At 50.0% G+C, this 19,051-nt stretch carries 16 protein-coding genes; 3 read left to right on the top strand and 13 right to left on the bottom strand.

Features of this window, described 5'->3' with window-relative positions; all coding sequences use genetic code 11:
• Positions 1–184: 184 nt before the first annotated feature.
• The 5 genes from secF to ACKU4E_RS05270 form a co-directional block, all read right to left on the bottom strand.
• Positions 185–1,264 (bottom strand): protein translocase subunit SecF, encoded by a 1,080-nt coding sequence (gene secF, locus ACKU4E_RS05290; RefSeq protein ID WP_320170037.1) that lies wholly within the window; start codon positions 1,262–1,264, stop codon positions 185–187.
• 11 nt (positions 1,265–1,275) lie between these two features.
• Positions 1,276–2,877, bottom strand: a complete 1,602-nt coding sequence (secD, locus tag ACKU4E_RS05285) for a protein translocase subunit SecD (RefSeq protein ID WP_320170036.1) — start codon at positions 2,875–2,877, stop codon at positions 1,276–1,278.
• A 115-nt stretch (positions 2,878–2,992) separates the two neighbouring features.
• Positions 2,993–3,355: a preprotein translocase subunit YajC gene (yajC, locus tag ACKU4E_RS05280; protein ID WP_320170035.1), complete on the bottom strand. Its 363-nt coding sequence runs from the start codon at positions 3,353–3,355 to the stop codon at positions 2,993–2,995.
• A 674-nt stretch (positions 3,356–4,029) separates the two neighbouring features.
• Complete coding sequence (locus ACKU4E_RS05275; protein WP_320170034.1) at positions 4,030–5,301, bottom strand: FAD-dependent oxidoreductase; 1,272 nt, start codon at positions 5,299–5,301, stop codon at positions 4,030–4,032.
• A gap of 4 nt (positions 5,302–5,305) precedes the next feature.
• Positions 5,306–5,716: a 4Fe-4S dicluster domain-containing protein gene (locus ACKU4E_RS05270; RefSeq protein ID WP_320170033.1), complete on the bottom strand. Its 411-nt coding sequence runs from the start codon at positions 5,714–5,716 to the stop codon at positions 5,306–5,308.
• 597 nt (positions 5,717–6,313) lie between these two features.
• Here ACKU4E_RS05270 and ACKU4E_RS05265 point away from each other — a divergent pair.
• Positions 6,314–8,041 (top strand): aldehyde ferredoxin oxidoreductase C-terminal domain-containing protein, encoded by a 1,728-nt coding sequence (locus ACKU4E_RS05265; protein ID WP_320170032.1) that lies wholly within the window; start codon positions 6,314–6,316, stop codon positions 8,039–8,041.
• A gap of 88 nt (positions 8,042–8,129) precedes the next feature.
• On the opposite strand, the gene ACKU4E_RS05260 is transcribed toward ACKU4E_RS05265, so the two are convergent.
• The 5 genes from ACKU4E_RS05260 to ACKU4E_RS05240 all read right to left on the bottom strand — a co-directional run bounded on the left by ACKU4E_RS05260 (position 8,130) and on the right by ACKU4E_RS05240 (position 13,488).
• Positions 8,130–9,104, bottom strand: coding sequence for a 4Fe-4S binding protein (locus ACKU4E_RS05260; RefSeq protein ID WP_320170031.1), 975 nt, complete (start codon positions 9,102–9,104; stop codon positions 8,130–8,132).
• A 132-nt stretch (positions 9,105–9,236) separates the two neighbouring features.
• Positions 9,237–10,121 (bottom strand): dTDP-4-dehydrorhamnose reductase, encoded by an 885-nt coding sequence (rfbD, locus tag ACKU4E_RS05255; RefSeq protein WP_320170030.1) that lies wholly within the window; start codon positions 10,119–10,121, stop codon positions 9,237–9,239.
• On the bottom strand, positions 10,118–11,140 hold the full coding sequence (rfbB, locus tag ACKU4E_RS05250; RefSeq protein ID WP_320170029.1) for a dTDP-glucose 4,6-dehydratase: 1,023 nt from the start codon (positions 11,138–11,140) through the stop codon (positions 10,118–10,120). Before rfbB ends, rfbD begins: the two co-directional genes overlap by 4 nt.
• Positions 11,141–11,284: 144 nt before the next feature.
• On the bottom strand, positions 11,285–11,770 hold the full coding sequence (locus tag ACKU4E_RS05245) for a tRNA (cytidine(34)-2'-O)-methyltransferase (protein WP_320170028.1): 486 nt from the start codon (positions 11,768–11,770) through the stop codon (positions 11,285–11,287).
• Positions 11,771–11,868: 98 nt separating this feature from the next.
• Positions 11,869–13,488: a bifunctional UDP-sugar hydrolase/5'-nucleotidase gene (locus tag ACKU4E_RS05240; RefSeq protein ID WP_320170027.1), complete on the bottom strand. Its 1,620-nt coding sequence runs from the start codon at positions 13,486–13,488 to the stop codon at positions 11,869–11,871.
• A 137-nt stretch (positions 13,489–13,625) separates the two neighbouring features.
• On the opposite strand from ACKU4E_RS05240, the gene ACKU4E_RS05235 reads away from it, so the two are divergent.
• Positions 13,626–14,849 carry an MltA domain-containing protein gene (locus ACKU4E_RS05235; protein ID WP_320170026.1) on the top strand — a complete coding sequence of 408 codons (1,224 nt, stop codon included), beginning with the start codon at positions 13,626–13,628 and terminating at the stop codon, positions 14,847–14,849.
• Between the two features lie 5 nt (positions 14,850–14,854).
• The gene (locus ACKU4E_RS05230; RefSeq protein WP_320170025.1) at positions 14,855–15,583 is read left to right on the top strand and encodes a hypothetical protein; all 729 of its coding nucleotides are present in this window, start codon (positions 14,855–14,857) and stop codon (positions 15,581–15,583) included.
• 326 nt (positions 15,584–15,909) lie between these two features.
• On the opposite strand, the gene ACKU4E_RS05225 is transcribed toward ACKU4E_RS05230, so the two are convergent.
• The 3 genes from ACKU4E_RS05225 to ACKU4E_RS05215 form a co-directional block, all read right to left on the bottom strand.
• The gene (locus tag ACKU4E_RS05225) at positions 15,910–16,605 is read right to left on the bottom strand and encodes an orotate phosphoribosyltransferase (RefSeq protein WP_320170024.1); all 696 of its coding nucleotides are present in this window, start codon (positions 16,603–16,605) and stop codon (positions 15,910–15,912) included.
• A 65-nt stretch (positions 16,606–16,670) separates the two neighbouring features.
• Positions 16,671–17,714, bottom strand: coding sequence for a dihydroorotase (pyrC, locus tag ACKU4E_RS05220; RefSeq protein ID WP_320170023.1), 1,044 nt, complete (start codon positions 17,712–17,714; stop codon positions 16,671–16,673).
• The gene (locus ACKU4E_RS05215; RefSeq protein ID WP_320170022.1) at positions 17,714–19,048 is read right to left on the bottom strand and encodes a Zn-dependent hydrolase; all 1,335 of its coding nucleotides are present in this window, start codon (positions 19,046–19,048) and stop codon (positions 17,714–17,716) included. The genes pyrC and ACKU4E_RS05215 overlap by 1 nt, the downstream gene beginning before the upstream one ends.
• Positions 19,049–19,051: the final 3 nt, after the last annotated feature.

Below are 19,051 nucleotides of genomic sequence, written 5' to 3'. Positions count from 1 at the left end.
CTTGATGCGCTTCGCGCTTTTGAGAAACAAAATCAGCTGCTGTCAGCCCTGGTAGTTGAAGAGGGCTGCATTGAAAGTCACCACTTGCATTGAAAGTTTTGCTGAGCTCAGGCAATAACTATAACAAAAAAGCGGAAACGGTAATGAAACCGTTTCCGCTTTCAGATTATCAAGGCAGATTTTATTAAGCTGCTTCGGCGCCTTCAGTGCTGTCATCTTCCTTGATGTTGCCTGCACCGAAACCGAGAAGGATCGGGCTGGCTACAAAGATGGATGAATAGGTACCGACACCGACACCGACAAGCAGGGCAAGGGCGAAGTCGTGAATGACACCGCCGCCCAGAGCGAACAGGGCCGCAACAACCAGCAGGGTGGTGCCGGAAGTCAGGATGGTTCTGCTCAGAGTCTGGTTGACACTGATGTTGATGGTTTCAGCAAGAGAGTCGCTGATTTTGGCGTTGAGGTTTTCACGAATGCGGTCAAAAACGATAATGGTATCGTTGAGCGAGTAACCGATAATGGTCAGCAGTGCCGCAATGATGGTCAGGTCGAATTCCTTACCCAACATTGAGAATACACCGACTGTTATCAATACGTCGTGAATGAGTGCCACAATGGCCCCCAGCGCATAATTCAGTTTCAAGTACCAGCATAGCCCAAGGGTGATGAACAGAGCGCCGAAGATAAGAACTCCGGTGGAAAGTCCGAGCAGTTGCAGCGCGGAGATTCCGCCAAACAGAGCTGCGGCCATGATTGCCGCTGCAAACCAGCGGTGCTCGAAACGGCCGGAGATGTAGATGGCAATGAGCAGCACTGCGTAGTACAGGGCTTCAAGGGCTTTTGTTCTGAGGTCTGCTCCGACTTTGGGGCCGACCATTTCCAGACGCTGAATTTCAAAGCCGGTCCCTTTTAGGTTGGCAGTGAAATCGTCTGAAATGCTTTTGCGTACTTCTGAGGAACTTATGTCGGAAGAAGAGGTCCTGAGCAGCATTTCCCGATCATCGGCATGGCCGAAGCTCTGGACAACCAGTCCGGGGAGGTTGCTGCCTTTCAGGGCGCTTTTGACTTCCTTGACGTCGATCTGTTTATCGAATTTGACCTGCACCACAATACCGCCGGCAAAGTCGATGCCGTATTTCGGGCCGCCTTTCATAACGAGGGAGACCACGCCGAGCAGTATAAGTACGGCGGAGATAATGAAGGCTTTGCGCCTGAATCCGATAAAATCGATTTTGGTATCAGGTTTGATTATCTGCAATCCCATTGTCACTCTCCTTAAATGCTCAGCGGTGCATCTGCTGCACGCTTGGAGGTGTAAATATCAAACAAGATGCGGCTTACGAAGATGGCGGTAAACATGGAGGTTATGATACCCAGAGTCAGGGTAACCGCAAAACCGCGAACAGGTCCGGTGCCGAACTGGTAAAGGATGATGGCCGCGATCACGGTGGTGATGTTGGCATCCAGAATGGTCAGGGTAGCCCTGTTGTATCCTTCGGTGATTGCCGCCTTAGCGGTCAGTCCTCGTCTGAGTTCTTCACGAATGCGCTCAAAAATGATTACGTTCGCGTCAACCGCCATACCGATGGTCAGGATGATACCGGCGATACCCGGAAGGGTCAGTGTCGCGCCGAAAAGGGCCAGACCGGCGAGGATCAGCAGGATGTTGAGGACGAGCACAACGTCTGCAACAAATCCGGCAAATCCGTAATAGACCAGCATGAACAGGAGAATGGCGATACTGCCGACGATGGCGGCGGTTATGCCCTTGTCGATGGATTCCTGTCCGAGGGAAGGACCGACTGTGCGCTGCTCAAGGATTTTTACCGGAGCAGGCAGGGAGCCTGCACGCAGGACAATTGCCAGATCGTGAGCTTCGTCAGTGGAGTAGCTGCCGGTGATGGAGGCTCTGCCGCCGGCGATTTTATCCTGAATTGTCGGAGCGGAATAAACCTTTCCGTCAAGAACGATAGCCATCTGTTTCTTGATGTTTTCCCCGGTTACCCGTTCGAATATCCTTGCGCCTCTGGTGTTGAAGTTCAGGGTTACGTAAGGTTTGTTGAACTGGTCAAACCGAGTCTGCGCATCGGTGATGTATTCACCGGTGAGCATGGCGTCCTTTCTGAGGACAATCGGTTTTTCAATGTAGGAGCCGTCAGGCATTCTGTGCCTGATGACAGTAAGCTCGCGTCCGGGAGCAAGTATACCTTTCTGGGCTTTTTCCAGATCGGCATCTGTATCAACGAGCTTGAACTCAAGGTGAGCGGTTTTGCCGATGATCTTGATGGCCCGTTCGGGATCCTGCATGCCGGGCAGCTGAACCAGTATTCTGTTGCCCTGCTGTTTGCGGATATCCGGTTCGGCCACACCGAACTGGTCGATGCGGTTGCGGATCGTCTTGATGGCCTGGTCCATGGTCAGTTTGGTCAGGTACTTTTTGTATTCCGGACTGGGAGCGAAAATATAAGTGACTTTACCGTCCGGTTTTACTGATGTGCTGATGATATTGAGGTTGCTGAAGCTTTTTTTGACCAGTTTTTCAAAAGCTTCTTTCTGATCCTGCTTGAGAAGCACGGCTTCAATGCGCTCGCCGCTGATCACTTTGGGTTTGAGGACGATAATGCTGTCCTCCCTGGCAATGGCTCTCAGGTCGTCGCCCATGCGCGAAAGGTTGTTTTCCATGGCCTTTTCCATGTCAACGCCCAGAGTGAGGTGTATTCCACCCTTGAGGTCGAGCCCGAGGCTGATTTTATCCTCAGGCAGAAGGCGAGCCAGATCTGATTTCTGAACCGCAGGCAGTGAAGGAAGGAGGTAGGCAACTCCAAACACGACAACAAGCAGGGTCAGGACAATTTTCCAACGAAGACTCCCGTTCATCTCCTCTCCCTTAAATAATTAGAAATAGGATAGGTTACTAAAAACACCAAAAAGGCAAGCACCCCCGGACCGGGCCGGAAAGTGACTTGCCTTGTAAGGCTTCACTACAAAAGACTTATTTGTCTTTTTTTGCTTCTTTCTTATCAGCTTTCTTGGCGGGGTTGGCAAGGCCGGCTACGTAGGATCTTTCAACCTTGACCTGCAAACCTTCAGCGAGTTCGACAGTGAGTTCATCCCCGTCCACGCCCATAACTCTGCCGAAAAGTCCTCCGGCGGTCAGGATGCGGTCTCCTCTCTGGATGCCTTCCAGCATTGCTTTATGCTCTTTGGCTTTCTTCTGCTGCGGTCTGATGAGCAGAAAATAGAAAATTGCAAACATGAGAATGAGGGGGAGAAAAGAACCGAGTGCTCCTGCGGGACCAGCCTGTCCCTGCTGTCCGGCTGCACCCATCGCATGGGCGATATCTGCAAAAAACATTATGTCCTCCTGAAAAGACTGTGTACGAATAAAACAATCCGCCTATAAAACGGAAACATACGTATTCCCGCACGGACGGTGCTGTACTTCGGAATTCCTTAGTAAAACGGATATCCGCCTGCTGTACTCCGCACCGATTTCCTCTGGATAAGAGCGTAAAACAAAGATTTGAGCCTTATTTTCCGCTTTGCCTTGAGACAGACGAGATATGCTCGTAAGCCTTAAGACTTCATTAAAACCAACTTTCTAACAGGTTTTATTCCCTGTAATGTTGAAAAGCCTTTTGCCTTTATCAGAAAATTTTACGGCAGGCAAAACCGTTGTGCCTGTGAGTTCCGGTTTTTACTGTAAAGAGGCTGTCCCCAAGCACACAGAACCTTATTGCAAACGGTAACCCGGATGCAATGTCTACCTCGGACGAATCGGGCCGGAAACGCATCGGGCATACCGTCAGGCATGGCATTTGCGTATTTGGTTCTAGGTACAGTGTAAAGCTTTTTCTCGTTTTGGCCGGTTTTTTCCGGGATTAAGCGTAAAAAACATTGCCGTAACGCTGTTTTGCCGTTGGCAAACAGCGTTTACTTACCAGCAAACCGATTGAGTAGGCAACAACTTCCGCATCAATTCGCCGAAAACCGGCAATATCATTTCTCTTGCATGTTGCTGCCGGGAAATCAGTCCGGATTCCAGGCTTTGTTGAAGAAGTCGTCCGGCCACATCAGGGCGTTAGGTTCCCCTTCGCTAAGTCTTTGTCTGGTGTAGCTGTCTACCTTGAATTCGAATTTGATGAATGAAGTATACATTCCGGCATAGTCGATATCGCCGACCAGAATATATCCCACAAGCCGGTTGCCTTTGAAAACCAGTTTGCGGTAGCTCTGCTTTGTTTCATCGAAAAAAATGTAGGATTCGTAATCCTGTTCATCTTCGGTATGGTTGACTTCGCCTACGGATATGGTCGGCAGGCCGAAAAAGCTGATAGAACTCATGGACATGGATCCGGGATATTCGGATTCGTGGCCGGCCATGTTCTTGCCTGCATAGTAGCCCTGTGTGTATGCATTGGACCATAAGGGCACAACCATATTCTTGTCGAAAACAATATCGCGGGCCTGCGCCACGTCTCCGGCTGCAAAGATGTTGTTTCGGCTGGTCTTCATGTAATCGTCGACCACTATGCCGTTGTCCACATCCAGTCCTGCGGATTCGGCCAGGGATGTATTGGAAAGAACGCCGATGGCAACAACCACCGCATCGCATGCAAGGAATGACTTGTCGTTCAAAAGGACTCCCCGCAATGACCCGTTGTTGTCGCGGATAATTTCTTTGGCGAGTGATCCGCAGCGTAGGACCATTCCGGCAGCTTCAGCCCGTTCGGAGATGATTCCGGCTGCCTTTTCATCGTAGGTCAGTTGGAGAATGCGATCGGATTCCTCCACCACAGTAACCTCCACTCCTCTGGCGTACATGCTTTCCGCAGCCTTTAACCCGATAAGTCCGCCGCCTATCACCACCGCTTTTTTCAGGGTTTTCAGCACCGCCATCAGGGCGAAAGCGTCTTTTGCCGCCGTAAAATTGTATACATCAGCTCCGGTCATGCCTTTTATTTTAGGAGTATAAGGGGTGCCGCCGGTTGCAATGAGCAACTTGTCATAAAAAATCTGTTCACCGGCAGTTGTTGAGACCAGCCTTGAATGTACATCAATGTCGGAAACTGTTGTCCCGAGGCGGAGTGTAACCTGTTTCCCTTCGTAGTAGTCTTCCGAACGGGTGGACAGCCTTTCCGGATTGATTCTTCCCGCAAGCAGGTAAGAGGTGAGCGGTTTGCCGTAGGCTGCGGTATTTTCAATCCCGATTACGGTGATTGTTCCGTCCTTGTCGTGTTTCCGTATGCCGTCAATGGCGCCCAGCGAAGCAACTCCGTTTCCTATTATGACGTACTTCATAAAATTAACGCTCCTCGTATCTCAGGGCTTTATTGGGGCAGGCTTCAACGCAGGCCGGTCCGTTTTCTCGCCCGGTGCAGAGATCGCATTTTATGATGGTGTTTTCCAGGTTGTTGCGTCTGACGGCCCCGTACGGGCAGGCCATGACGCAGGCCCAGCAGCCGACGCATAGGGAGGGTTCGTAGACAGTTATCCCTGTTTCAGCGTTTTTTATCAGTGCTCCTGAAATACATGCAGATATACAGAGGGGCTCATCGCAATGTCTGCAGCCTATGGACACGCATTCTTCCCCGTTTTCAACAACTTTTCTGCGGGGACTCAAGCCGGCCGGCCTATCATTAATATAAGCGGTCGCAAGATCACCGTGTCCGCTGTGGGATGTAAGACAGGCCAGTTCGCATAACCTGCACCCCATACAGAAGTTTTTATCCGGATAAACGCGTTTCATATACATACCATAACACAGAAAATATTAAATGGACAAAGTAACATTACTCGGCGGTCGTAAGGAAATCATGTAATTGATTTCAGTTTCATTAGTATTGATCAGTCCATGAAGCAACCGCGATTTTATTCGTTTAGGATGTTTTGCATGCGAAGCTTCTGGGTAGAGGTGTTCTACCAAATAATATTTTGATCCTGATGCTGGCAGAATTTGATTTACAGCGATAGGCGCCGAATATTGTGTTTTGTATGTTGTAATAAAATATATTGTTTTTAATTTGTGCTTTTCTGGTTGAAAAAATAATTATTTTATGCAGTGATGAGCATATATATTGATGTACTCAGTTGTCAGCTACTGTAATGCGGTGATATTTGTGTGAAAGTACAATGTGATTTTTTAATATGTCTTAAAAGATATAATTAAATTAGTTATGTGCTTTCAGGGATATAATTTAAATTCTTTGACAATTTTTATTCAGTGACTATATTTATCTCACTTATTAACAAACTTACTTTAATTGCGAATCGAAGGTTGGTTTTTTCAATTTTTAAATTCATGGAGGGTCAGATGCCCAGAATCCTTAGAATTAATACTCGTACGAAAGAGTTTAAGTTTGAAGAACTTGGTGAATACGCAGGTCTCGGCGGCCGCGCATTTACTTCCCGTCTGGTAAACAAGGAAGTACCTGCCGACTGTCATCCTCTTTCCGCTTCCAACAAGCTTGTCTGGTCAACCGGTGTTCTGGGAGGTTCCGGTGCGTCCAACTCCGGCAGGCTTTCATGCGGTGCCAAGTCTCCTCTTACCGGTGGTATCAAGGAAAGTAACTCCGGTGGACAATTTGCTCAGACGATGCCCCGTCTGGACATTCACGCCATTGTTTTCGAGGACAAGCCTGAAGAAGGCGCCGGTTTTTCAATTGTTGAAATCTACGCCGACAGAGTTGAGTTCAAGGACGCTACTCCCATTGTCGGGATGGATAACTATCCTGCACATGAAGAACTCAAAAAGATTTACGGAGACAAGGTTGTAACCGCTCTGGCCGGTCCCGCCGGTGAGCAGTGCCTCTCTGCCTCCACCATTCAATTTTCAGATCCGCATCTGAACCCGGCCCGTTCCGCAGGTCGCGGTGGCCTTGGTGCTGTTATGGGTTCCAAGAAGGTCAAGGCCGTTGTGCTTGATCCCGCTGCAAAGGGACGCATGCAGCCTGCCGATCCTGAAAAGTTCAAGGCAGCCCGCAAGCGCTGGACGGAAATCCTTATGGGTCATCCTGTCACCAGTCAGGGTCTGCCCGGATTCGGTACCGCCATTCTTGTTAACATCATCAACGAAGCCGGTGCTCTTCCCACCAAGAACTTCCGTGGCGGTCGGTTTGACAAGGTAGCCGACATCTCCGGTGAAAAGATTGCTGAAGTCATCGAATCCCGTAACGGTAAGACCAAGGAAGGCTGCCATACCGGCTGCGTAATCCAGTGCTCCCAGCGTTACAACGATAAGGACGGTAATTACCTGACCTCCGGTTTCGAGTATGAAACCGTATGGGGTTTCGGTGCAAACTGCCTGATCAACGATATCGATGATATCGCCACCATGGACCGCATTTGTGACGAAAAGGGTGTGGATACCATTGAAATGGGCACCACCATGGCCGTTGTAATGGATGGCGGCGGTCTCGAATGGGGCGACAGCAAGGGTGCCATCGAACTGCTCAAGAAGATCGGTTCTTCCGATCCCATGGGCCGCATTATGGGTAACGGTACCGAAATGGCCGGACGTGCCTTCGGTGTTGATCGTATCCCCACTGTAAAAGGCCAGAGCCTGCCTGCTTACGATCCCCGTTCCGTAAAGGGTGTCGGCGTTACCTACGCAACTACCCCGATGGGTGGTGACCATACCGCTGGTTACGCAGTAGCCACCAACATCCTCAAGGTCGGTGGTGATGTCGATCCTCTTTCCAAGGAAGGACAGGTCGAACTCTCCAAGAACCTCCAGATTGCTACTGCAGCCATCGATTCTCTTGGACTCTGCCTCTTCGTGGCATTTGCCGTTCTTGATACTCCTGATGCAGTTCAGTGCATGTGCGACCTCGTTTCCGCTGCTCACGGAATCGACTTCACCGCAGACGACTTCATCGCCATGGGCGTTAACGCACTCAAGGATGAACTTGATTTCAACGCCAAAGCCGGATTCACCAAGAAGGACGACCAGCTTCCCCGTTTCTTCAGCGAAGAAAAGCTTGAGCCCCACAACACCATCTGGGATTACTCCATTGAAGAACTCCAGGCTGCCAAGGTCTAGACGTTTCTTTATTGAGATTGCAACAACGATTAAGCCCGGCAGAGTCTTTCTGCCGGGCTTAATTATTTTATCTCAGTTGATTCTGATCCTAAAGCTGCATGTAATATTTCCGCAGCATTTCTATAGGATACGGAGAGTCCCAGTGGCCGGTTGTCCTTGCCGCAATGTAGTAGATCAACAGTATTCCCAGACAACCGAGACCGATTATGTACCAGGGCAGCTTCATTTTGCTGAGGCGGTCAGTGACAGTCAGGCATCCGTTTACCAGGCATGCATTTATGCACTGAGTGCAGCCGATGCACTCGGCGGAATTCACAGTGTTCTGCGATTCGACATCTATCCCGCCGGGACACACTTTAGAGCATTTTCCGCATCCGATGCAGCTTTCCCGGTCTCTGGTGATTGCGACCGGTGAGATCTTGGCGATAACTCCGAGCAATGCTCCGTATGGACACATGAAGCGGCACCAGAAGTAGGGAATGAAAATTCCCAGAAGCAGCAGCGCCCCGATGATCAGGCCGGAGACGGCTGTCGGGTGGGAAAAGAACAGCATCATTTTGGCTTCGGCTGTAAAGTTGTAAGGCGAGTGCAGGAATGCTTCGAGGGTGCGTCCTCCCATTTTTACGAAGACTGCGTAAACAAAAAAGGTCATGCCGATATATTTGGGGATCAGCAGAGCCTTTTCCAGTTTTCCTGTTATCCTGAGTGTCTTGCCGATCTTACGGCCTATTTTGTTCAGCAGGTTGTGAATGAATCCTACCGGGCAGAGATAGCCGCAGAATCCTTTGCGCATGATCAGGGACATAACCATTACGGCTATGAAGATGGTCAGCCCCGCGGGGTGAACCTCGTCAAATACTCCCTGAGTAATGAGTTTTTTGAGTGAAAGCAGAGCGCTTATGGGCAGAAATCCTTCTACCGCTCCGGGTTTGCTTACCGGCACAGAAGAGTGTCCGGTCATGAATTCGTAGAACAGGTAAAAACGGTATCCGATCCAGATGCAGAACGCAGTCATTGCAAGCTGGATTGAATCCCGTAGAAGTTCCGGGGATATCTTTTTCATTATTCAGTGTCGGGTTGGTTTTCCGGCCCATGTCCGAAAAGTCCGTAAATACGCACAGACCGGGGCTGAACGTTTTGCTCAGTCCGAAAGGCACATGTGTTTGCGGCCGGTCAGGCGGGAGCCGGAAATCGGTTAATCTTTCTGGATATTGCCAATATGGTTGTAGATGTAGTCCCTTAATGCCTGTACCCACGGGCGCGGAGTTATTCCGGTCATTTCCGTGAATTTGGAAGTGTCCAGAACAGAGTAGGGCGGTCTCTTTGCCTGTGTCGGGTATGAGCTGCTGGGCACGGCATCTATCCGGCAGTTGATGGCTGAGCAGTTGATTGCTTCTGCAGCCAGTTCGCACCAGGAGGCTTTTCCGGAATTCACCACATTGAATATTCCGGTGGCCTCGTGGCGCAATAATTCAATCGTGTAGTCTGCAAGGTCGGGAGTGTAGGTCGGCGATCCTTTCTGATCATGCACTACGGAAAGAAATTCTCGTTCCTTGGCGTATCCGATTATTTTTTTAACGAAATTTGTCTTGTGGGGGCCGAACAGCCAGGCTGTTCTTATGATGAGGATATCAGGGTATCCTGACTGGAGAAGTTTTTCATCTCCGTCCAGCTTGGTCTCGCCGTATACTGACTGGGGGTTGGTAGCATCGGTTTCAACGTATGGAGAATCCTTCTTGCCGTCGTAAACGAAATCCGTACTGAAATGTATCAGCTTGCATCCGAATTTTTTAGCCAGTCGTCCAAGGGAAACCGGGAGTGTGGTGTTCAGCAGGTGGGCTCTGTTTTCTTCTTCTTCGGCCTGATCCACCATGGTGTAGGCAATGGTATTGAAAATGAAATCCGGTTCCTCGCGTTCAAGCAGGGCCTGCATGCTTTCTTCGTCCAGAGGATCAAAATCGGAGCGGGAAAGGGGTATCGTTATCAAATTGTTTTTTTTTAGCTTTTCAGTCAGGGTTTGGCCTACCAGACCTGTTCTGCCGCCAAGGATAACCGCTTTCTTGCCTGTAAGTTCAATCACTTTCGTTCTCCGTACCAATTTTCCATGAATTCCCGGTAGGCGCCACTGCGTACGTCTTCCAGCCATTCCCTGTTGGCAGTGTACCATTCTATGGTTTTGCCGATACCCTGCCGGAACGATGTCTTCGGGGTAAAACCGAGTTCTTTTTCCGCCAGTTTAAAATCCATGGCATAGCGTTTGTCGTGCCCGGGCCTGTCCTTTACATAGCTGATGAGGCTTTCGTCACGATTCAGGAGGTGGAGCATTTCGCGGATAAGTTCCAGATTGGTCTTTTCCGCAGCTCCACCGAAATTATATACCTGTCCGGGCCTGCCTTTGAGCAGGGTAAGTTCAACCCCGGTGCAGTGGTCATCAACGTATATCCAGTCCCGGATGTTTGATCCGTCCCCGTAAACAGGGAGCTTTTCTCCGGCTGTAGCCTTGAGAAACATGAGGGGGATGAGTTTTTCAGGAAATTGGTAGGGCCCGTAGTTGTTGGAACATCTGGTGATTGATACCGGGAATCCGTATGTTTCGAAGTAGGCTCTGGCCATGAGGTCCGCTCCTGCCTTGGATGCGGAGTAGGGACTGTTCGGTTGCAGCGGATTTTTTTCGCTGAAGGCCGGCTCATCAGGTCCGAGGCTGCCGTAAACTTCATCCGTGGAGACATGGACGAATTTTTCCGTACCTGCCTGTCTGGCGCACTCCATCAGGTTCTGCGTTCCCATTATGTTGGTACTGAGAAAGGGCGCAGGATCGTTTATGGAGCGGTCTACATGCGATTCTGCGGCAAAATTAACTATTGCATCGATTTTATGGTCGTGAAGGACCGCAGTGACAAACTCCCGGTCACCTATGTCTCCATGCAGGAAAGTGTAGCCGGAATTCTCGTCCTGCTCCAGTTTGAGCAGATTTTTGCGGTTTCCGGCATAGGTAAGCTTGTCGAGATTGAAAATTTTCCAATCCGGATGCCTTTCTTTCATCAGGAGAATGAAATTTGTTCCTATAAATCCGCATCCGCCTGTAACAAGAAGTCTCATAAAATCTCCAGAATAAATTAGATGTGCTAAATATACCCCTAGGCGCATTGTTATGCAAGAATGTGGGGAGGTGTTGTTCAACTTGCTTTAATGGTTGAAGAATATTTGATTGTTTGCCTTCAGGTGGTTGTTGATCGTAATGCGTTATCTGAAGTTGACGTCTGTATCCAGGCACGAAAGGGCCTGGTAGAGGACGATTCCGGCAGAGGTGGAAAGGTTAAGGCTGCGTACGTTTCGGGTGATGGGAATGTTTACCGCATGCTTGAATTCCTCAAACATCCAGCCGGGCAGCCCCCTTGTCTCCGGACCGAGTACAATGTGATCACCGGGTAGAAAAGTAAAGTCGAAGAGCGGGGTGCCTCGTTTGGCGCTGGTGGTTACCAGTCTTTGCGGGTGCACATTGTCTTTAAACTCCTGCCAGTTCTTCCATACGGAAAGCTTTACGCTCGGCCAGTAGTCAAGCCCGGCCCTCTTCAGATGCTTGTCCGAAATGGAGAAACCAAGCGGCTCTATGAGGTGCAGCGGAGTGTCCGTTCCTGCGCACAATCTGGCGATGTTGCCTGTATTCGGCGGTATCTCCGGTTCAAAAAGGACAATACTGAAAGGGTTTATGAAATTTTCCTGCTTCATGGCCGAATCGATATCAAGAGATTCCGGGGAGGGCAATCGCTATTTTGTTCATGTTTTCAAACAGGCCGGATTGCCCGCTGATGTATCTAAAGAATTACTCAGTTGTAATACGGCATTCCCTGCTTATTGAACATTACCGGTGTATTCCTGATTTTTATCCTGTTCATGTCAAGCAGTCCGAATTTGATTACGTCTCGTACCCTTATAAACGTTTCGACTTTGCCGGGAGCATCTTTCAGCATGATATAGCCGTCACCACCTTTTGCGAGAAAGGAGTTTGTGGTGACTGAATATTTGTCTTTTTCCCGTATGGGGCGGTAGGTTCCGGTTATGTCCATAACCCGGATCTTGGAAACCCTGCTTCCGGGGGTTTTGACCCTGACCGGTTTACCGATGGCGTTTATTTCAAGCTCCTGAGGTGTGCCTGAGAGATCAAGAGTATAGCGCACTCCTGATATCTGCAGGAAAGCACCCGAGGGATCAGGCAGCTTGTAAACTGATCTTTCAAGTACCTGCTTCAGCTCTTTGCCGGTAATTTTGAGTATGGTTATGGTGTTGCCGAAGGGAAACATCCTGTTGATTTCAAGGCCGGGTATTTTTCCGGCAGGAATCAGTTTATCCCCACGGATTCCCCCGCTGTTCTGGAATGCGATATCCGTCTTGAATCTTTTTTGCATGATGGAACTGACCAGCATTCCTATGGGAGCTTCACGTGTACGGATGAGCCCTACACGGGTGTCCAGCGGGACAGAACTGACAGCTATAGTTTCATCGGCATCACTGTCTCCTACCTGTGACGTGATATAATCCAGAATTTTAGGATCGGCTTTTGTCTGGTCGCTTACGGGGATCATTGTCCATTCATGTTTGGTAATTGTGCCGTCCTTGATTCTGACTTTAAGCACACCGACATATCGTCCCTGATTTCCGCACTGGACCATGAGTCCCGGAGTAAGGGCATCCCGGGCAATGATTTCCTGACCAGGCAGGATGTCCTTGTGGCTTTGTCCGCCGCAGATAATATCAATTTCAGGAACCTGCTCCAGGATTTTTTTCTGGTCTTCAAGAGTGAGGTGGCTGAGCAGAACAATTACATCGGCTCCACTTTCTTTCAGTTTTTCTGCCGTTTTTCTGGCGGTTTCAATCAGATCGGTCTTTATGGAAATTCCGGGTCCGGGATTGGAAATCATGTTTATGCTTGGAAGAATCATGCCCATGATGCCGACATTGAGATAATTAACCTTCATGACGGTGTAAGGCATTATGTATTTTCCAAGAGGATTTCCCTTTGCTACCTCAATGTTGCTGACGATTGTCGGGAACTTCTTGTTTTTAAGGCACTTGATCAGAAAATTGGTTCCTCTGTCGAATTCGTGGTTACCGAGAGTCGAGGCATCGAATCCCATCCGGTTCATCGTTCCGAATACAGTTTTTCCCTGCTCATTGGTCAGGGATTCACCCATAAGATCATCCCCCGTTGCCACTGTAAGGCAACATCCGGGATACTTGGTTCTGTATAAATCCAATACGGACTCAATCCTTGCAAATCCTCCGAAAGTCCGTACCATGCCGTTGTTTTCCTTTTTCTCGCGGGCGGGAAGCAGTTGCCCGTTGAGTCCGGAAGTGGTCAGCAGTACCATGTCCCACCTGGCGGAAGCTATGGAAACGTTTGCCAGCAGGCAGAGTGCAAATGTGATGAATATTGTGCAGAACCGCATAATCAACTCTGTTATGTTATGTTTTTTGTCTTAAATTCAAAGGACCGTATACTGATTTTTTTAGTATACCCTGTGTGTATATGTTACTTCCGGGAATTATGCCAGTGCCTGGAATAGTATATTGGGAGCCTGTTGCTATGTTTTTTGCTGAAAATACGCTGAAAAAACTATTATATTTAATTGTAGTTGTTGCTTTTTCTCTGGCCGGGTGCTCCACAAGAACGGTTCCGACGGCTTTGCCGGGAAAAGGCTATGTAAAAATCGACAGAGCTCAGGTTCAGGGTCTGGTCAACAGGCTTTATACTCAAAGCGGACCGTCTTTTTCGTGGATGAGTCTGAAAAGCGGAGTTGAGCAGAATCTTAAATACCTTTCCAGAAGAAACGGAAATAGTGTTGCCGCCAGATACGGAGCAATGACAATCACCTGGGAAATGCTTCGCCGTACAAATGAGGAATTTCTGCAAATCCTGCCCCATCTGGACGATTCTCCGGAACTGCTTGAAGATAAATTCGTCTGGTATGAACTGGTTCCGCGTACATTGCTTACCGGATATTATGAACCATATCTTGAAGCTTCATTAACCCCTGACCCGGATTATCCTTATCCGCTGTACAGTCTGCCGTCCGATCTGAAAAAAATGGATCTTGGCAAATTTCATCATCGCTGGAAGGGGCAGACACTCCTTTACAGGATTGAGGACGGCGAGCCTGTTCCCTATTATGATCGCGAGAAAATAGATTTTGATGGAGCTTTGCAGGGGCAGGGGCTTGAAGTGGCCTGGGTTAAGGACCGGGTGGATATTTTCATGTTGCAGGTTCAGGGGTCCGGCAGGCTTGTGCTTCCGGACGGAAGCGTGAAACATGTTCTTTATGCCGGTAAAAACGGGTTGAAGTATGTTTCGCTCGGCAAGGAGCTTATCCAGCGCGGCCTGCTGCCCAAAGAGGGTATGAGCATGCAGAAGATAAGGACCTTTTTCAAAGAGAACCCGCAACTGGTCGAGAAACTGCTGGTAACCAATCCCAGTTATGTTTTTTTCCGGCTGGATGATGAAGGTCCGTTCGGTTCCATGGGATCACCTCTTACTCCCATGGCGAGCATTGCCACGGATACCAAGGTCATTCCGCACGGTTCACTTGGGCTGCTGACCGTACGGCTGCCGGTGCAGGGGCAGGATACCAAGGAAGCCTCGGCCAGGATTGTGATGGCTCAGGACCGGGGCGGGGCCATCAAGGGTACCCGCGTGGACCTCTTTTGCGGTTCCGGTCCGGATGCCGAGTTTCTGGCCGGGCATCTCAACTCATGGGGGCATGTTTATTTTCCCGTGAGCAGGGAATATCTGGAAGAGACCGGAAAGATGTGAGCACGATGTGGATAAAGATTACCTATATTTTCCATAATTGCTTTGTGCTTGATGTTGGAAGCTCAAGCTACGTGTTTGATGTCCCCGCAGAAAAGTATCGGCCATCAAAGGCCGCAGAAGCGTTACGCAACGCCGTGTCCGGGCGTGATACGACCATTTTTTTTACGCACAGCCATATAGATCATTTTGCGCCGGATTATGCTGAAATCTGCAGTGACGCCGCATCTTTGAGGTCTGTTGTTTCAGATGACATCGAAGATATGTTTCCGGAAATGATAACCGGCGATACTCTGATTGTAGAGCCGGACGAGAAGTACGAATTCCAGGGAATGAAGATTGAAACCATGCTTTCCAACGATCTGGGTGTGGCATATCTTTTACGCACTCCCGAGAGATTGCAGGTGTACAACGGTGGAGACCTGGCAAGCTGGGATTGGGAGAATTCTTCTTTTGCCGAACGCAATTTTACACGGAAATTTTTTCGGGCAGCGGTTAGCAGGGTTGCTTCGAAAAATCCTCAGGTGACATTCTCCAACGTGGACAGGAGACTTGAAAATCTGGCCGGAGGGCCGCAGTTTGTTGACGCGGTCAGGCCGCAGGTCTTTGTGCCGACCCATGCTTTCGGGAGAACCCAGTGGCTGGAAGGGATTCACGAAAAATTAGGACTTGATGAATCGCAATGCTTTGTCTACAGGCGTCCCGGGGACAGTGCATGCTTTGAAATTGATATCTGAATTAAATGAGGGCCGTTGAGGGATGGTTTCATCACATAAATCAACTTATTAGAAACGCGGCTATTTTTTTACTCTGATAAAATTTTCGATCAAAGTAATTACGTTCAAGGTAATAAACTGAAACTATTAGGGTTTCCAAAGGGGATTATCCATCTCTGCTCTCCATATCCCTAAGACTCGAAGAAGACTTCTCGCCTAAGGGCTAATGGGCCTTTGGCCGTCGGAGACGAAATCAAATTATCAAAAGCGCGAAGCGCATCAAAAATGTTAAGGCCTCCGGCAGTATCGCCGAAGGCCTTCTGTTACTGAATATCCGGTTTGAAGTCTTATTCAGGATAAGTGGAAACCCCGCCGTGTGCGGCGGACCATTCTACGGGATTGTTGAGGAATTTTTCAACTTCTTCAAGGGATTTGGTGTCGAAGTATTTTTCCTTTTTGGCAACATTGAGGATATCCCACCATGTTGCCAGGGAGAGCATTTCAAGTCCGGCCTCGGCAAGAACTTCCTTGGTTTTGGGGAAGATGCCGTAGTGGAAGAGAACAAAGGTGTGGGTTACTTCCGCACCGGCTCTGCGCAGTGCCTGGGCGAAGTTGATTTTGCTGCGTCCATCGGTGGTGAGGTCTTCAACGAGCAGGACTTTTGCCCCTTCCTTGAAATCACCTTCGATCTGTGCGTCGCGGCCGAATCCTTTGGGTTTTTTGCGAACGTACTGCATGGGCAGCATCAGGCGGTCGGAGAGCCATGCTGCGAAGGGAATACCTGCGGTTTCACCGCCGGCCACGCAGTCGATGGATTCGAATCCTACATCGCGCAGGATTATTGATGCACCGAAATCCATCAGGGTCTGGCGGACACGGGGGAATGATATGAGTTTGCGGCAGTCAATGTAAACCGGGCTGGCCCAGCCGGAAGTGAACTTGAAGGGCTCGTCCGCACGGAAATGCACGGCTTTTACTTCAATGAGCATCTTCGCTGTGATCTCAGCGATGGTTTCTTTGTCCGGAAAGCTGGTAGGAACCATTGTTTCTCCTTGTGTTGTTTTTATCGGAAAAAAGGCTGAACCGGAATATAACGGTTCAGCCTTTATCAATCAACCAAATCCCAAAAAAGGGATACATCGGGCTTGAATATCTTTACGACATCATGCCCGGCTTTGATCTCCCAATTCATTTCAACAGGTGTTTCCCTCTTTTTCAGGGTTATTGTACTCCCGTTGGGGGGAAGAGCGTAAAATCTGGCCCCGTAAATGGAGGTGAATCCCTCAAGTTTATCAAGGGCCGAAAGCTGCTCGAAAATCTGGGTCACGTACCCGATGGAAGTCGGCGCATTGAAAATGCCGGCCGCAGCACCCGCTTTTTCCTTCATCCTTGCCGGATGCGGAGCGGAGTCGGTGCCGAGGAAAAACCGTTCATTGCCGGAAACGGCGGCTCGGCGCACGGCATCGCGGTCCTTGGCCGTTTTCGCCACCGGCAGACAGTACATATACGGATTCATACCGCCCTTGAACAGATCGTTTCTGGTCAGTACCAGATGGTGCGGTGTTATGGTAGCCACCGTATATTCATCCTGTTCAAAGACATAGTCCACTGCTGTTTTGCTGGTAAGGTGTTCGAAAACAATTTTCAGTTCCGGGAAATCTCTGCGCACGGGCTCCAGCACGCGGTCGATGAAAACGGCCTCGCGGTCGAATACATCCACATCGGGATCAACAACTTCACCGTGCACGGAAAGGGGCATGCCTATTTCCTGCATGGCTTCCAGTACCGGGTAGACGTTTGCGATATCCGTAACGCCGCTGTCGGAGTTGGTCGTGGCCCCGGCCGGGAAAAGTTTTACCGCGTGAAAGGCTTGGACAGCATAGGCCGCTTTCAGGTCATCCGGATTTGTAGAATCGGTGAGGTAGCAGGTCATGAGCGGTTCGAAGTGTGAACTTTCAGGCCGTGCATCGATGATACGTCTGCTGTATTCCGCAGCCTGCTTCACCGTTGTCACCGGCGGAACAAGGTTGGGCATGACAATTGCGCGTGCGTATATTCGGGCACTGGCGGGGAGTACTGCGGCAAGCATTTCCCCGTCCCTGAGATGGAGATGGCAGTCATCGGGTCTGATGATGGTTATCTCGGTACGCATTATTCGAACTCCATGATGGTGCGGTAAAGGACGGAAGTGCCTCTGATGAAGTCTTCCATATCCATTTCTTCCTCGGGATTGTGGGAACCGTTGCGGTTGCGCACGAAAATCATACCCGTGGGAACTCCGGCATTTGCAAAGAGAGATGCGTCGTGTCCTGCTCCGCTGGGTATTGCTTCTACAGGCAAGCCTTCGTCCATGCAAGCATTGTTTATGCGTTCAATAAGATTTTCATCCATTACTGCCGGAGGAGTCTTTACGGGTTTGTCAAATTCGAACTTTACCTTTCTTTCATAGGTGATGGTGGCGCACTCGGAGTGAAGCAGGGCTTCAATGGCTGCGAGTGTATGCTCATACTGGCTTCTGGCCTCGAAGCTGAAAGTCACTTCTCCGGGGATGCGCGACATGGCGTGATTCTGCGGATTGGTTGATAGTATCCCGCAGGTGGCCACCAGGTCCCCCCCGTGCTGCAGGATGGTGGTCCAGTGATCGTCTATGCGGGTGATCAGTTCGGAAACGGCGAATACTGCATCGTGACGCAGCCAGCGCGGTACGGCCCCGGAATGTCCGGCTTCGCCGATACATTTAATACGGCGGTGGCGGATGTTTCCCCGGATGCCGGTAACAGCGGCAACGGACAGATTGCGGGCAACCATAACCGGACCCTGTTCGATGTGCAGCTCCAGAAAGGCTTTGATCCTGCCGGTGTCGATGAGTTTTTCCCCGGCGGATATGCGTTCGATTTCAGCACCGCATTCGGCCATGTGTTCGCGCAGCGTTCTGCCGTCATCCCGCTGGGTGAGTTCCTGTTCGGTTTCGTCCAGTTTGCCCAGAAGTGCCTTGGAACCCAGGTAACAGGCCCCGAACCAGGCACTTTCTTCACCGCGCAGGGCAATCACCTTGACGGGAATTGCCGGTTTGATTCCGGCACGCTTCATTTCCACGAGGCAGAGCAGTCCGGCAATTACCCCGGCTGATCCGTCATAGTTGCCGCCCTGCGGAACGGAATCCAGATGCGAACCGGTCAGGACATAGCCGTTGTTTTCAGTATCCTCTCCAAGTTCTATGATGAGGTTGGCGGCTGCATCCCGGCAGGTTTTGAGCCCTTCAGTTCGCGCAAATTCTTCGATCATGTCAAAGGCAATGCTTTCCGTCCTGCCGTATGACGGACGGGAAACACCGGTTTTGTCGCGCGAAAGTTCCGCCAGTTTTTCAAAAAGCCTTTCAGCTTCCCCGGTAAGGTGGTCCAGACTCGGTGTGGCAACCGGTACCGGATGAGGGGCGGACGGCTTGGAGGTCCCAGTCAATGTGTTTGTTTGTACATTCACAGGCATGGA

The organism is Maridesulfovibrio sp. (assembly GCF_963677005.1).
Lineage (GTDB): Bacteria > Desulfobacterota > Desulfovibrionia > Desulfovibrionales > Desulfovibrionaceae > Maridesulfovibrio.
This window is presented reverse-complemented; position numbering and strand designations above follow the sequence as displayed.